This window comes from Pseudomonas putida (assembly GCF_002025705.1).
Lineage (GTDB): Bacteria > Pseudomonadota > Gammaproteobacteria > Pseudomonadales > Pseudomonadaceae > Aquipseudomonas > Aquipseudomonas putida_J.
Genome location: NZ_CP018846.1, coordinates 3,034,562 through 3,048,437, shown reverse-complemented (window position 1 = coordinate 3,048,437; position 13,876 = coordinate 3,034,562). Strand labels below are relative to the sequence as shown.

The following is a 13,876-nucleotide window of genomic DNA, read 5'->3' as shown; positions in this document are numbered from 1 at the left end:
CGTTGCCGGCGCGCCCATGGCGCGCCAGGCATGTTGGTCATGTTGGATCGGTTATGAGGCCCAAGGCCTCAACGGCGGTAGTCGCGGTGGTCGTAATGGTGGCCGCGATCATGGTGACGCTCCCAGTCACGGCGGCGCTCGGCTTCGCGGCGGGCCTGCTCGCGGCGCCACTGGGCCCGGCGCCATTCTTCACGGCGGCGGTCTTCGCTGCGGTAGTGCCAGCGGCCATCGCGCCAGTAGCGGTCGTCATGGGCCAGCATCGTGGCGGGTTGCGCATTGGCCACGCTGGCCAGGCTCGGCCAAGGGCTTTCGGCTGCGCGTGCAGGTGCCTGGGCAGCCGTTTCGTGGGCCAGGGCAGGGTTCGAGGTGTGCATCGTATTCGCCTGCGCCGAGCCGATGGCGGCGAGTGCGAACAGGCTGGTAAGCAGCAGTCTCGGGAGTTTGATGTTCATGTGCCAGGACAACCCCAGGTTGACATAGGGACATGCACCGGCGCGGCACCTTCGGCTTGCAGCCGGTGCACGCGTGTGCATGTCCCAATAGACAAGTAAATGAGGAAAAGTTCTGACCATTCAGCGGTTTAGTGATTTTCGCAAGCTCGGCGGGTGGTTACTTCGCAGTCAAAAGCCATGCTCGCGCAGCCATACCAGCGGGCGTGTCGGGTCGTCGCTGCCCATGCGGGCGAAGGTGTCCGATTCGAGCATGGCTTTCGCTTGGGCGCCCAGTGCCAGCAGCCGTTCGGCGAAGCCTGGGTCGATGCTGCCGCTGTCTTCCAGCGACACGCCGCTCTGGCTGTGCTGGATGGCCAGGTGGTAATGGTTGGGCGCGTCAGCACTGGCGGCGAGAATGACGGTGTAGTGCGGGCCGAGCGTAGCGGCCAGGCGCCTTTGCACCAGGTCGAGCAGCGAGGTGTGAACGTCATCGTGCAGTGCCGTGGCCAGCGCGGTGGGGGCGAAGGGGGGCATGGGGTTACCTGAAAGGCTTGTTCATATTGATCTCAGCTTAGCCAAGGCGACTGTGAACCTGGGTTAATCGAGGGTAAAAACCGGTAATTTGTGGGAGCGGCCTTGTGCCGCGAAAGGGCCACAGGGCGGCCCCGGCAATCGGCCAGTTGGCGCTTGGATCCTGGGGCCGCTACGCAGCCCATTCGCGACGCAAGGCCGCTCCCACATAAGCGCAAAGGCGTTGAATCAGAAGGTCTGCCCCAGGGAGAACAGGAAGATCTGCGTCTCGGCGTTGTCCGGCTTCTTCAGCGGCGCGGCCAGGCTGAAACTCAGCGGCCCCATCGGGCTGTACCAGGTCACGCCCACGCCCAGCGACACCGCCAGCGGGTTCAGGTCGACATTGCCGCAACCCTGGGTAGTGGGCAGGTAGCTCTTGCCGGAATAGACGTTGCCGGCGTCGACGAACACCGAGCTGCGCAGCTGGCTCTGGTTCTTGATGAAGGGCATCGGGAAGATGTACTCGGCGCCGCCGGTGACCAGGATGTTGCCGCCGAGCACGTCGGTGTCGCGGTCGGAGTAATAGGCCTGGCCGGCGCTCGCGCAAGGATGAGGCGCCGCGCCCAGGGGCATGGGCCCGTTGCTGACCGGTACGCGGTGCGGGTGGGGGGCGGGGAACAGTTGCAGGTGCACATCGTCGACCAGGGGCCGGGCGTCGAGCCGGCCCGCCTGCAGAGCATCTTCGAGCCTTTCGACCGAGGTGGGCACAGCGGCGCCGATGGCTTCGGCCTGGGGCTGGCCATCGCCCGCCGCGCCATCGGGTTGCATCAGGGCAGTATCAGCGCCAAGGCGGGCGAGGCGGGTGGCTTGAGCGTGGATATCAGGTTGCCGCGGTTGGGTTGATGGTGCCTGTCTTGGTTGTCAGGGGAGGCATACATCGAGCGCCGCCCGCGCGGCGCATCGCGGATAAATCCGCTCCTACATCTGTTGTAACGTGCCGCACCTGTAACGACATGGTTGCCTGCCTTGGCGCATGACTTGAGCCGTGCAAACCAGCTGACAACCATGGCCTCACAGGCATGGCCACGTTGCAACAGATGTAGGAGCGGATTTATCCGCGATGCGCCGCGCGGGCGGCGCTCGATCTCACAGGCGCTGAAAATGCTGCGGTGAACACCTTGCAGCCATCACACCGTGGCCAGCGCGAACCCGTCAATCCCCCGCCCTAGCTTCAGCGCCTGGGCATGCAGCACGCGCATCAGGTGCAGCGCCGACTGCGAGGGTGGCTCGAAGCGCGAATAGACAAAGCTGATATCGAAATGGATCTCGTCGACCAAGGGCACCACATGCAGGCCGCTGTCCTGCGCAACGAACTCGTCGATCACGCTGATGCCCATGCCCTGCTTGACCAGTGCCACGGCTTCGTTGGCATTGGTGAATGACAGCAGCGAATCCAGCTGCAGGCCGCGCCGCTGGATATGGCCGGCCAACAGCTGGCCGAACGGCATGTCCGGGCGGAACAGCAGCAGCGCATGGCCCTGCAGCTGTTGCAGGGTCAAGGACGGTTGCTGTGCCAAGGCATGCCCGGCCGGCATCACCACCACCATGCGCCCGCGCATGAAGGCCTGGGAGTACAGGTGGTCGTGGATCACCGGCAACGCGGCAATCGACAGGTCGACGGTCTTGGACAGGATCTGGTTGGGCATGGCGTGCATCAGCGAGGTCTGCCACTCGATCTGCAGCGACGGCGCTTCGCGCTTGAGCTGGGCCAGCGCGGCGGGGATCACCACGGTAGATAGCGAGGCACTGCAGGAGATACGCAGCGTGCGATGGGTACCAGCGGCCAGGGAATGGGCGCACTCGTTCACCTGCAAGGCCGCCTGATACACCCGCTCGACCTCACGGTACAGCACCTGCGCCTCGGCCGTGGGCACCAGGCGGTTGTTGATCCGCTCGAACAGCCGGTAGCTCAGGCGTCCCTCGATATAGCCGATCAGCTTGCTCACGGCCGGCTGGGACACGTAAAGCATCTTCGCGGCCGCGCTGATCGAACCGGTCAGCATCACCGCACGGAACACTTCCATGTGCCGCAGCTTGAACACCATCGTCGTGCCGTCGGGGTTTTCCTGAGCGGGGATCATGCCTATTACCTTCGGTTATGGTCTTCGCCATCTGTGTATGAGCGCTGTACAACCGCCCGCAGTATCGTGAGCCCAGGCAAATCGCCCTGGCGGCGAACAATAACAAGATCTGCAGGCAAGCGCATTGGCGCTTGAAGGAACCGCGCTTGAACATCTACGACGAACCAAAGATCGACTGCCATAACCATTTGTTTGACCCTGCACGCTTCGCTTACCACCCCGACGCCCCTTACGCGCCGTCCGGCCAGGAGGTCGCCCCCCTGGCCCAGTTCAACCAGGTGATGGATGCCTATGGGGTGCGCCACGCCTTGCTGGTGGGACCGAACAGTGGCTACCACACCGACAATGCCCTGCTGTTGCACGCACTGGCTGCCGGCCAGGGGCGCTTCAAGGGGATCGCGGTGGTTGAACGGCAGATCAGCCTGGACGCACTGGCCGCGCTGCGCGAGCAGGGCGTGGTCGGTGTGGCCTTCAACCCTGCGTTGTACGGCGTGGCGAGCATGCGCGATGCCGAGCCGCTGTTCGGCAAGCTGGCCGAGCTGGGTATGTTCGCTCAGGTACAGGTCTGCGAAGACCAGTTGCTGGGCCTGCAGTGGCTGATCGAAAACGCCTCGGCGCGCCTGTTGATCGACCACTGCGGCCGCCCGGATGCCGCTGGCGGCCTGCAGCAGGCCGGCTTCCAGGCCCTGCTGCGGCTGGCCCGCAGCGGGCGGGCCTGGGTGAAATTGTCAGGCATGCAGAAGTTCGCCGAAGCCGATGGCCTGTATGAGCAAAGCCACGACTACGTACGCGTGCTGCTCGAAGCGTTTGGCCCGGATGCCTGCGTGTGGGGCTCGGACTGGCCGTTCATCCGCCAGCATGCCCGGGTCGATTACGGCCCGCTGCTGAAACTGGCCGAACGCCTGATGCCCGACGCCCGCCTGCGCCGCAAGGTCATGTGGGACACCCCGCGGCGGCTGTTCGGCTTTGCCTGATTCCTTGCACTTGCCATTCCAATAACAAGAGAGCAATCGCCATGAGCACTGAGCAGCCAATCGGCGCCGGGGTGTTCGATACCCTCGACACCCCCGCGCGCGCGCAACAACGCACCCGTACCCGTTTCATGATCCTGGCGCTGATTTCCGGTGGCACCATGATCAACTACCTGGACCGCAGCGTGATGGGTATCGCCGCCCCGAGCATCAGTGCCGACCTGGGCCTGAACGCGGCGATGATGGGGGTGATCTTCTCGGCGTTTTCCTGGACCTACGCCGCCGCGCAGATTCCTGGCGGCATCCTCATCGACCGCCTCGGCACCAAACTCACCTACTGGCTGGCGCTGACCCTGTGGTCGCTGTTCACCGGCCTGCAGGGCCTGGCCCAGGGCTTTTTGTCGTTGCTTGGCATGCGTTTTCTGGTCGGCGTGACCGAGGCGCCGTGCTTCCCCACCAACAGCCGCGTGGTGGCGACCTGGTTCCCGCAGAGCGAGCGGGCCCGGGCAACCGGGATCTACACCTTTGCCGAGTACACCGGGCTGGCGTTCCTGACACCGTTGCTGTTCTGGGTGCTGCATGCCTATGGCTGGCGCTTCCTGCTGATGGCGGTGGGCCTGCTGGGCATCGTCTATGGCCTGGTGTGGTGGCGTAAATACCACGAGCCGCACCAGTCGACTTCGGCCAACCAGGCAGAGCTCGACTACATCGCCGCTGGCGGCGGGGTGGTTGACGGCGGGCAGAAGGCCACGAAGTTCAGCTGGTCGCAGATCCCGGCGTTGCTCAAGCACCGCAACATGCTTGGCATTTGCCTGGGGCAGTTCGCCTGCAACTCGACCAATGTGTTCTTCCTCACCTGGTTCCCCACTTACCTGGTCACCGAGCGGCACATGCCTTGGCTCAAGGTAGGTTGGGTGGCGGTGCTGCCGTTCATTGCCGCGTCGCTGGGCACGCTGGTGGGTGGCTGGATTTCCGATGCGCTGCTGCGCCGTGGCTATTCGCTGAACCTGGCGCGCAAGCTGCCGGTGATTGCCGGGTTGCTGACGGCATCGATCATCGTGCTGGCCAACTATGTCGAGTCCGACGCGCTGGTGATCACCATCCTGTGTGTCGCCTATTTCGCCCAAGGCATGTCGGCCCTGGCCTGGATGATTGTTTCCGATATCGCGCCAAAGGGCCTGCTGGGCCTGAGCGGCGGCTTGTTCAACCTGTTCGCCAACGCCGCCGGCATCGTCACCCCGCTGACCATCGGCCTGATCGTCACCGCCACCGGTTCGTTTGTATGGGCGCTGGTCTTCGTGTCGTCGATCACCGCGCTCGGTGCGCTGTGCTACCTGTTCATGGTGCGCGACCTGCGTCGCCTGCCGGATATCCCTTCTGTTGAAAATGGAGCAAGACAATGAGCCAACTCCTGCACGGGCAAACTGCAATCGTCACCGGCGGCATGCGCGGCATTGGCCTGGCGATCGCCCAGCGCCTGCACCAGGCCGGCGCCCAGGTGGTGATCTGGGACCTCGCGGTCGATGGCTGGAACAGTGCTGAAAACGGTTTCGAGCCAGTATTGCGCCAAGCGGTGGATGTGGCTTCGCTGGCGTCGGTGGAGGCTGCGTTCGCCGCAGCGCTGGCCCATGTCGGGCACGTCGAGATCCTGGTCAACAATGCCGGTATCAACGGCCCGGTGGTGGCTTCGTGGGAATACCCGCCTGAAGCGTGGGACAAGGTCATCGCCATCGACCTCAACGGCGTGTTCTATTGCTGCCGTACTGCCATCCCGCACATGCGCGAGCGGGGCTACGGGCGCATCGTCAATGTCGCCTCGATGGCTGGCAAGGATGGCGTGCAGTACATCTCGGCGTACTCGGCGGCCAAGGCCGGCGTCATCGCGTTCACCAAAGCGGCGGCCAAGGAGCTGGCCCAGGACGGCGTGCTGCTCAACTGCATCGCCCCGGCCATGGTCGAGACGCCACTGATGGCCGAAATGACCCCGGAACACATCGCCGCCAGCAAGGCCAAGATCCCCATGGGGCGCTTCCTCAAGGTCGAAGAGATTGCCAACATGGTGACCTGGATCGCCGGGCCGGAATGCAGCTTCACCACCGGCTTCGTGTTCGACCTCAGTGGCGGGAGGGCAACCTATTGAGGCCGCTGGCGGTTGCCCACCTGACGGCGCTGGACCTGGCGCCGGTCGAGTTGCTGCGTGAGGCCGCGCAGGCCGGCTTCAGTGCAGTGGGGCTGCGGTTGCATCCGGTGCAGCCGGGAGCCACAGGCTACCCACTGGAGGCTGGCAGCGCGGCTGCACGTGAGCTGAAGGCGGCGATAGCGGGCGAGGGCGTGCAGGTCAGTGATATCGAGTTCGTTTCGCTGACCCCTGCTTTCCAGCTTGCCGACCATGAAGGTTTGCTTGCCGCCGGCGCGGAGCTCGGCGCAAGCAGCCTCACGGTTTCGGGTGACGATCTGGACAGTGCACGCCTCGTGCACAACCTCGCGACCTTGTGCGAACTGGCCAGCGGCTACGGCCTGCGTGTGGATCTCGAATTCATGCGCTGGCGGGCAGTGGCAAACTTGCAGCAAGCCGTGGCCGCGGTGGCCGCGACCGGGCAGGGCAATGCCGGAGTGCTGGTGGATGCGCTGCACCTGTACCGTTCGGGTGGGAATGAGCAGGCGCTTGCCCAGGTGGATCCGCGGCTTTTGCGGGCTGTGCAGTTGTGCGATGCACCGCTGCAGGCGCCGGCCGAAGCGTTGATCATTCAGGAGGCGCGGGAAGGGCGATTGTTGCCAGGGGGCGGGCAGTTGCCGTTGGCGGCACTGTTGAATGCATTGCCCGCCGATGTGCAGGTCAGCGTGGAAACACCCTCGGCGCTGCTTGCGCCTGATCTGCGGTTGAAGGCGGCCTATGAAGCGACCCGATCCTGGTTGAACCGGTGTTGAAGCAGGGGCTGCCTTGCAGCCCATCGCCGCGGTTCGTTGCCACGTGCGGCTTCCACTGGCCGGCGCAGATCATTAGAAGCGGCTTTGGACGCCTGGAGCCCGGTAAAGGCAATGCCTCATTGCGATGCCTGGATAAAGGCTTGATCCAGAGTTTTTGCCTGATGTCGAGCTAGAAACTGGTCGGCACAGTCAAATGCTTCGAGCTTCCTGTGCGCCAGCATATAGAAGCGATGACAATTCATTGCAATCTCTTCCGTGTAGTGCGAAGAAACCAGAACGGTAGCGCCTTCCTGGCACGCATGGTGGATGCCAAGCCAGATGTAGTGGCGAAACTCCGGGTCTACACCGGCTGTCGGTTCGTCGAGGATGATCAGGTCGCTTTGCATCAGTAACAGGGTCAGGGTGAAGTAGCTGCGAATCTCACCGTAGCTGCAGGTAGATGCCTTCTTCTTTGAAATATCGGCATAGCGTTTGGCTAAGTGGGTAGACCAATTCGCTAACCGAGACAGCATTTCATGTTGACTGGGGGGGTGGCTGCAATTCAAAAGGGTAATGAGCTCTCCTGCTTCGTGCATTCTCAGCAAGGGAGGAGGGGTAAGAATTTGAGTCAGGTAGGCTTGGTTTTTTGCATGGTTTATGATTTCCCCGCTATCGGGTGATTTAACGCGGCAGATCAAGTCGAAAAGTGTTGTTTTTCCGGCGCCATTCACTCCAAGTACGCCAACGGTCTCACCGTTGGAAACATGCATGTCAATGTCATTGAGTAACAGGTTTTGACTGTAAGAAAGCGTGAGATTGTTGATAGTTAATAAGTTCATCAGTACCTGCTCCAAACGGGTTGAGTTCTGAGCTTTTTTGTGGTCAGGAATGATCCAGATAAAAGTGCAAGGCAGGCTACGATGAAACTGTACGCCAAGGGTAACTCCCCACTGAAAATTTGCATGCTTATAGAGAGCGGGTTTACCTCCGAAAGTGAAGCGCCTCTATCTAGTGTGGTAGTCGCGCCTAGATATCCTGAAAGCAGCATCCAGAATGACAAAAGCGAAAAGGCTGTGCTGGCAGTGCCAAATTTGATCGGTAAAGCAGCGATGGCGAGGCCTAAACAACTAAATATCAGATAGCTTGTGTAGAAACATCCCGCGAGATAAAAGTACTCAGAAGGGGAGTAGCTACCAAAGAAAGGCTTGGTCGCCAGATAAAAAAGAGAGAAATAGAATAGGCTGAGTAACGAATAGCTTATGAAGTGTGATGCTAGGAAAAGCCGGACTGCCGATTTTTGATAGATAAAGGACCGTATGAAGCCGCTTTCTCGTCTGCCAATCAGGTAAAAACTAAAGCCAAAAAAGGCCACGCTCGCCGACATGTACGAGTAAAACCATGCTGCTGAGGTTGCGTAAGATGAGTGGGCGACAGTCGCGTATTTAAATTTCTGCATTGAAAATATGAACATGATGCATGGCGCAATGCCCGTCCAAAGCAGTGCTGTTGGTTCTCTCAGGTATTCAAATGTGAGGATTTTTATGATTCGTAGCGATTTTGGGAGGCTGCGTTTAAGGCTGAAAAATAAGCGAGTCATGAGGGGCTGCTCTTTTATTTTTATGTGGTTTTGTACGGATGTCGGGGTGGTCGTCGCCAGCGTTTGACTAGCAAATATTGTAACTGTGGAGGCGTCCCCTGAAACCACGGGCATAGGCAGAATTGGGTATTGATGTGGTTGCGTCAAGTAAAAAATTGGCAAGTGAGTGAAGTTGATGTGCCTGCTTGTATCTCTAATTTAGATATGTGTCCTGGACAATTCTTACGATGTAGGGCATTCGCAGGCATATACGCGGGTTTCTGTTGTTTTTTGTAGGATGGTTCTTAATTTAATGTAGGGGTACGAACTGAGCTGCGTAGTCTGGTGTTTATACATAGAGGTGCTCTTTGAGGCGGCTCAAGTTGGCGGCTCGGCACTGCTTATTGTTTCATGATGTAAAATCGTCCGTTCACATGGCTCAGATCACCCGAGCCATGTGCAACGCCTCCAGCGCCTCCCCGCGCAGCCGCGCCAGGCGCTCGTCCGTCCGCTCCCGCGGATATCCCAGCCCGATCCGCAGTTCCCGGCAGACCGTCCCGGGTCGGTTGCCGATCACCAGCACCCGATCACTCAGGTACAGCGCCTCGTCCACATCATGGGTCACCACCAACAAGGCAATCCCGTGCCGGCGGGCCAGCTGCAGCAGCAAGTCCTGCAGCTTGAAGCGGGTAAATGCATCCACTGCACTGAACGGCTCGTCGAGCAGCAACAATGGTGGTTGGCCATACAAGCCGCGGGCAATGGCCACACGCTGGGCCATGCCGCCGGACAACGCCTTGGGCAAGGCATCGGCGAAGCCTGTGAGCCCGACCTCGTCGATCAGCGCAGCCACCCTGGCGCGGTCGTAGCGGTTGTCCTCACTGAAGCCGATATTGTCGGCCACGCTCAGCCAGGGCATCAGCCTGGGCTCCTGGAACACCAAGCCAACGTGCTCGGGGCGCCTGTGCAGGCGGCCGCTGAAGTGTGGGTCGAGTTGTGCCACCAGCCGCAGCAAGGTGCTCTTGCCGCAGCCGCTGGGGCCTAGCAGGCTGACGATCTCGCCGGGTTGCAGCTGCAAGTCGATCTGCCCCAGTACCGGGGTGGCACCGAAGGACTTGGCTTCGACCTGCAGGTCGAGCAGGGGCGCAATGGGTTGCGTGCGTAAGGGTTGATTCATCGGTTCAGGCCTTTGTGTCGGTGCCATCGAAAGTGTCGCGCCAGGCCAGCCAGCGCTTTTCCAGCCCGGCCAGCAGCCCGTCGCTGAGTTTGCCGAGCAGGGCCAGGACGATGATTGCCGCCAGCACCAGGTCTGGCCGCGAGGTTTCCCGGCCATCGCTGAGCAGGTAGCCCAGGCCGCGGGTGGCGGCGATCAGCTCGGCAGCGACGAGGAACATCCAGCTCAGGCTCAGTGCGCTGCGCAAACCGGTGAAAACCCCTGGGATGGCTGCAGGCAGCAGCACCCGCCGGGCCAGGCGTAGCGGGCCGAAGCCGTACATGCGGGCAACCTCGACCAGCTTGCGGTCGATGTTGCGGATCGCCGCCACGCCATTGAGGTACACCGGGAAGAACGCACCGATGGCGATCAGCGTGACCTTGGAGGTTTCGCCGATGCCCAGCCACAGCAGCAACAGCGGTACCCAGGCCAGGCTGGGGATCGCCCGCAGGCTGGCGAAGGTCGGTTCGAGCCAGGCTTCGGCTTCGCGGCTGAGCCCGACCCAGGCGGCGAACAGCAGGCCGAGCAAGGAACCGATGGCGAACCCGGCCAGCACCCGACCCAGGCTGGCGCCAATGTGCTTCCACAACGCACCGTCCGCCAGTTGCAGCAGGGTCAGGGCAACCTCGCTGGGGGCTGGCATCTGGTAGGACGCGATCCAGCCCAGGCGCACCACCGCCTCCAGCAGAACGATCAGCGCCAGCGGCAATGCCAGGCCCTTCAGCCGGCGTGGCCATTGCCGCGGTGCAGGCACGGGCAGGGTGTTGGTGGTCATTCGATGCTGGCCTTGCCGAAGGACGGATCGATCAGTTGGTCAATCACCAGGTCGACATTCGCCCCCCGCTTGACCAGCTCCTCGGAAACCAGAATCGGTGCTGCGGCCTTGGAGGCTGTCGCATCCTCGGCCGTCAGCTGTGGAGCGGAAAGGTCGGTGCGCGACAGCTGCAGCTTGGCCACATCCAGCGGCAACTTGGACTCGTCAGCCAGCAGCTGGGCGAATTCGTCCGGGTGCGCGACCGCCCAGTGGCGGGCCTTTTCATATGCCTTGATGACCGTGGCGATGGTCTGCGGATGCTGCTTGGCAAAGCCCTCGGTGACGCTGATCACGCCGTAGCTGTTGAAGTCCTTGTTGCGGTACAGCAGGCGCGAACCCGCTTGCAGCTCGCTGGCGGCCATGTGTGGGTCGAGGCCGGCCCAGGCGTCGACATCGCTTTTTTCCAGGGCGGTGCGGCCGTCCGGGTGCTGCAGGTGCAGCAGTTCGACGTCGTCCTTGTTCAGGCCGGCCTTTTCCAGGGCGCGCAAGGTGAACAGGTATGGGTCGGTGCCCTTGGTGGCGGCAATCTTCTTGCCCTTGAGGTCGGCGATGCTGTTCAGCGGCGAGCCCTTGGCCACCACCAGCGAGGTCCATTCGGCGCGGCTGTACACATACACCGACTTGATCGGGCTGCCGTTGGCGCGGGCCAGCACCGCGGAGAGGCTGGCGGAGGAGCCGAAGTCGGCACCGCCGCTGTTGAGGTATTCCAGCGAGCGGTTGCTGCCCTGGCTGAACACCCAGCTGACCTTGGAGTCGGGCAGGGCCTGTTCCAGCCAGCCGAAGTGTTTGAGCACAAGGCTTACCGGCGAGTAATAGGCGTAGTCCAGGCGCACTTCCTTTGGCGCGGTCTCGGCGTGAGCGGCGGGGTTGAGGAGGAGGGCAGCCAGGGCGGCGGTGAGGGTTTTCAGGGGCAGCAGGCGCATTGCAGGATCCAGTCGAATGAAGGTGTGTTCATTCGATTGCAGGGGGCATGCCATTTGGCCAGCTACTTGCCCAGCGAACCGGCGCAAACCCTGTGGGAGCGGGCTTGCCCGCGAATGCGTCAGTGAATTCGCCACCGCATTCGCGGGCAAGCCCGCTCCCACAGGTCATGTGCCTGGCCGCCGGGCTGTGCGTGCAGGCACTTTCTGCTGATCGGCTGTTGCCGTGCAGACAGTGCCAGGCCACTCAAGGGTTGACCTGGTAACCACGCCCCTGCAGGCACCCGCTGTAGGCACTGGCATGCGCCGAGCTTTGCGCCTGGCCCTGGTTGCGCCGGTCTTCGCGGCGCTCCTGGCGTTGCCGCGAGGCACCTACCGCAGCACCGGCAGCTGCCCCCTGGCCTGCGCGGTTCTGCCGGTATTCCTGCTTGGCATTGTCGCTGGCGCGGTCGTACACCTCGTCATGCTGATTACCCCGCACCTGGGCGCCAACCGCACCCGCTGCGGCACCGGCCGCCGCGCCCTTGACCCTGCCGCCGACATGGCTGCCAGAAGTACTGCTGCCAGCGCTGTTCGCGGCGTTGGTCGCCACGGTGTTGCAGTCGTTGATGTCCAGCTGCATCTGCTGGCTGCTCTGGCCCTTGAGTGGCACCACCGACTGGGCCTGGGCTGCCGACGCTGCACACAGCAGCATCAGCAGGTAACTCGATGTGAACGCACGCATCGCACACCTCCACCGGAAGGGGATTGCATCTCACAGGATAGCTGGCTGCAGCCGCGCCCGTTGCGCGTGTGCACTTCATGGCCTCCGACAGTTTCCTGTGAAGAAATTCGCCCAGCGATCAAATTGTTATTGGTAACCACAGGTAAACAATGAGTTGAATTTCATTGTATTACTGCAATCCGGAAAAGCCCTTACCTTTAGCCCACGTGATAACCACACGCAATCTGGGCCAAAGCGCGTTCTGCCTGTACGCATCAGCTGGCCCAGCCGCCACATTCATCCGACTCACAACAATAATTCGGAGACGGCAATGGCCAAGCGACTGTTAGGCAAGCTGTACGTACAAGTGTTGATAGGCGTATCCCTGGGCATCGTGCTGGGGGTGTTCTGGCCTGAAGTCGGCACCGACATGAAGCCGCTGGGTGACGCTTTCATCAAGCTGATCAAGATGGTCTTCGCACCGATCATCTTCGCCACCGTGGTGCTGGGCATCGCCAAGATGGAAAACATGAAAGAGCTGGGCCGGGTCGGCGCCCGGGCGCTGATCTACTTCGAGGTGCTGTCCACCTTCGCCCTGGTGCTCGGCCTTGTGGTAGTCAACCTGGTGCAGCCGGGGCAGGGCATGAATGTCGACCCTGCCACCCTCGATACCCAGGCCATTTCCACCTACACCGCGGCGGCCGCCAGTGGCTCGGGTGGTTTCACCGACTTCCTCCTGCATGTGATCCCCGGCAGTGTGGCCGAAGCCTTCGTCAGGAACGAAATCCTGCAGATCCTGTTGTTCTCGACCTTGCTGGGCATCGCCCTGGCCAACCTCGGCGAACGCGGCAAGCCGATGGTCGATGTGCTCGAAGCGTTTTCCCACGGCATGTTCTACATCGTCGGCCTGGTGATGCGGGTTGCGCCGCTGGCGGCCTGTGGCGCCATGGCGTTCACCGTCGGCAAGTACGGCCTGGGTTCAATCGTGTCGCTGGGCAAGCTGATGGCGACCATGTACCTGACCTGCTTCCTGTTCGTGGTACTGGTCTTGGGCAGCATCGCGCGGATGTCGGGCTTCAGCCTGTGGAAGTTCCTCAAGTACCTGCGCGAAGAGCTGTTCACCGTGCTTGGCACCAGCTCCTCCGAGTCGGTGGTTCCGCAACTGATGAACAAGCTTGAAAAGGTTGGCGTGTCCAAGCCGGTGGTTGGCCTGGTAATCCCCTCGGGGCTGACCTTCAACCCCGATGGCCAGTGCATCTACTACACCATGGCGGCGATCTTCATCGCCCAGGCCACCAATACCCCGCTGACCCTGATGGACCAGCTGATCGTGCTCGGCGTGCTGCTGCTCACCTCCAAGGGTTCGGCGGGCGTGACCGGCTCGGGCTTCATCACCCTGGCCGCGACCCTGGCGACCATGGACAACATCCCGGTGGCCGGCATGGTCCTGCTGCTCGGCGTCGATCGCTTCATGTCTGAAGCCCGCGCCATCACCAACACCATTGGCAATGCCGTCGGCACCATGGCCATCGCCAAGTGGGTCGGCGCCCTGGACAGCGCACGGATGAACCAGGTGCTCGACGGCCAGGCCGTTACCCAGCCCGAAACGCCAGCCAGCGCCATCCCGGCCGCAGAGCCAGCCACCCCCCATACAGACAAGAAAAGCCTTGTGATGCACTGAGGAGATAAC

Annotated in this window: 14 protein-coding genes and 2 pseudogenes; 6 read left to right on the top strand and 10 right to left on the bottom strand. The window is 62.0% G+C overall.

Translation table 11 applies throughout. From position 1 onward, the window contains the following. Nucleotides 1-68: 68 nt before the first annotated feature. The 3 genes and pseudogenes from BUQ73_RS13685 to BUQ73_RS13675 all read right to left on the bottom strand — a co-directional run. Nucleotides 69-452 (bottom strand): hypothetical protein, encoded by a 384-nt coding sequence (locus BUQ73_RS13685; protein WP_027918873.1) that lies wholly within the window; start codon nucleotides 450-452, stop codon nucleotides 69-71. Between the two features lie 168 nt (nucleotides 453-620). Continuing rightward, on the bottom strand, nucleotides 621-965 hold the full coding sequence (locus tag BUQ73_RS13680) for a hypothetical protein (protein ID WP_079228410.1): 345 nt from the start codon (nucleotides 963-965) through the stop codon (nucleotides 621-623). A 225-nt stretch (nucleotides 966-1,190) separates the two neighbouring features. After that, a pseudogene (locus tag BUQ73_RS13675) lies at nucleotides 1,191-1,544 on the bottom strand (BamA/TamA family outer membrane protein); the annotation flags it as partial. A gap of 66 nt (nucleotides 1,545-1,610) precedes the next feature. Here BUQ73_RS13675 and BUQ73_RS13670 point away from each other — a divergent pair. Then, nucleotides 1,611-1,844: pseudogene (locus BUQ73_RS13670) on the top strand (ATP-binding protein); the annotation flags it as partial. 284 nt (nucleotides 1,845-2,128) lie between these two features. On the opposite strand, the gene BUQ73_RS13665 reads toward BUQ73_RS13670, so the two are convergent. Continuing rightward, the gene (locus BUQ73_RS13665) at nucleotides 2,129-3,082 is read right to left on the bottom strand and encodes a LysR family transcriptional regulator (RefSeq protein ID WP_079228409.1); all 954 of its coding nucleotides are present in this window, start codon (nucleotides 3,080-3,082) and stop codon (nucleotides 2,129-2,131) included. Nucleotides 3,083-3,228: 146 nt separating this feature from the next. On the opposite strand from BUQ73_RS13665, the gene BUQ73_RS13660 reads away from it, so the two are divergent. Genes BUQ73_RS13660 through BUQ73_RS13645 form a run of 4 tightly spaced genes read left to right on the top strand, consistent with a single transcriptional unit; the run spans nucleotide 3,229 to nucleotide 6,981 of the window. Beyond that, nucleotides 3,229-4,056 (top strand): amidohydrolase family protein, encoded by an 828-nt coding sequence (locus tag BUQ73_RS13660; protein WP_079228408.1) that lies wholly within the window; start codon nucleotides 3,229-3,231, stop codon nucleotides 4,054-4,056. A 41-nt stretch (nucleotides 4,057-4,097) separates the two neighbouring features. Further along, the gene (locus BUQ73_RS13655) at nucleotides 4,098-5,456 is read left to right on the top strand and encodes an MFS transporter (RefSeq protein ID WP_079228407.1); all 1,359 of its coding nucleotides are present in this window, start codon (nucleotides 4,098-4,100) and stop codon (nucleotides 5,454-5,456) included. Next, nucleotides 5,453-6,193: an SDR family NAD(P)-dependent oxidoreductase gene (locus BUQ73_RS13650; RefSeq protein ID WP_079228406.1), complete on the top strand. Its 741-nt coding sequence runs from the start codon at nucleotides 5,453-5,455 to the stop codon at nucleotides 6,191-6,193. The genes BUQ73_RS13655 and BUQ73_RS13650 overlap by 4 nt, the downstream gene beginning before the upstream one ends. Then, on the top strand, nucleotides 6,190-6,981 hold the full coding sequence (locus BUQ73_RS13645; RefSeq protein WP_152031628.1) for a sugar phosphate isomerase/epimerase family protein: 792 nt from the start codon (nucleotides 6,190-6,192) through the stop codon (nucleotides 6,979-6,981). Before BUQ73_RS13650 ends, BUQ73_RS13645 begins: the two co-directional genes overlap by 4 nt. Nucleotides 6,982-7,097: 116 nt before the next feature. Here BUQ73_RS13645 and BUQ73_RS13640 read toward each other — a convergent pair whose 3' ends face one another. The 6 genes from BUQ73_RS13640 to BUQ73_RS13615 all read right to left on the bottom strand — a co-directional run bounded on the left by BUQ73_RS13640 (nucleotide 7,098) and on the right by BUQ73_RS13615 (nucleotide 12,207). Beyond that, a complete protein-coding gene (locus BUQ73_RS13640) occupies nucleotides 7,098-7,799 on the bottom strand; it encodes an ATP-binding cassette domain-containing protein (RefSeq protein WP_079228404.1) in 702 nt (233 codons plus the stop codon). Then, nucleotides 7,799-8,557 (bottom strand): hypothetical protein, encoded by a 759-nt coding sequence (locus tag BUQ73_RS13635; protein ID WP_079228403.1) that lies wholly within the window; start codon nucleotides 8,555-8,557, stop codon nucleotides 7,799-7,801. Before BUQ73_RS13635 ends, BUQ73_RS13640 begins: the two co-directional genes overlap by 1 nt. 418 nt (nucleotides 8,558-8,975) lie before the next feature. Further along, nucleotides 8,976-9,713, bottom strand: coding sequence for an ABC transporter ATP-binding protein (locus tag BUQ73_RS13630; protein WP_079228402.1), 738 nt, complete (start codon nucleotides 9,711-9,713; stop codon nucleotides 8,976-8,978). A 4-nt stretch (nucleotides 9,714-9,717) separates the two neighbouring features. Next, nucleotides 9,718-10,524, bottom strand: coding sequence for an ABC transporter permease (locus BUQ73_RS13625; RefSeq protein ID WP_079228401.1), 807 nt, complete (start codon nucleotides 10,522-10,524; stop codon nucleotides 9,718-9,720). Then, nucleotides 10,521-11,486, bottom strand: a complete 966-nt coding sequence (locus BUQ73_RS13620; RefSeq protein WP_079228400.1) for an aliphatic sulfonate ABC transporter substrate-binding protein — start codon at nucleotides 11,484-11,486, stop codon at nucleotides 10,521-10,523. The genes BUQ73_RS13625 and BUQ73_RS13620 overlap by 4 nt, the downstream gene beginning before the upstream one ends. A 244-nt stretch (nucleotides 11,487-11,730) precedes the next feature. Continuing rightward, nucleotides 11,731-12,207: a YMGG-like glycine zipper-containing protein gene (locus tag BUQ73_RS13615; protein WP_079228399.1), complete on the bottom strand. Its 477-nt coding sequence runs from the start codon at nucleotides 12,205-12,207 to the stop codon at nucleotides 11,731-11,733. Between the two features lie 310 nt (nucleotides 12,208-12,517). Here BUQ73_RS13615 and BUQ73_RS13610 point away from each other — a divergent pair, with 310 nt between their 5' ends. Beyond that, a complete protein-coding gene (locus BUQ73_RS13610; protein WP_079228398.1) occupies nucleotides 12,518-13,867 on the top strand; it encodes a dicarboxylate/amino acid:cation symporter in 1,350 nt (449 codons plus the stop codon). Nucleotides 13,868-13,876: the final 9 nt, after the last annotated feature.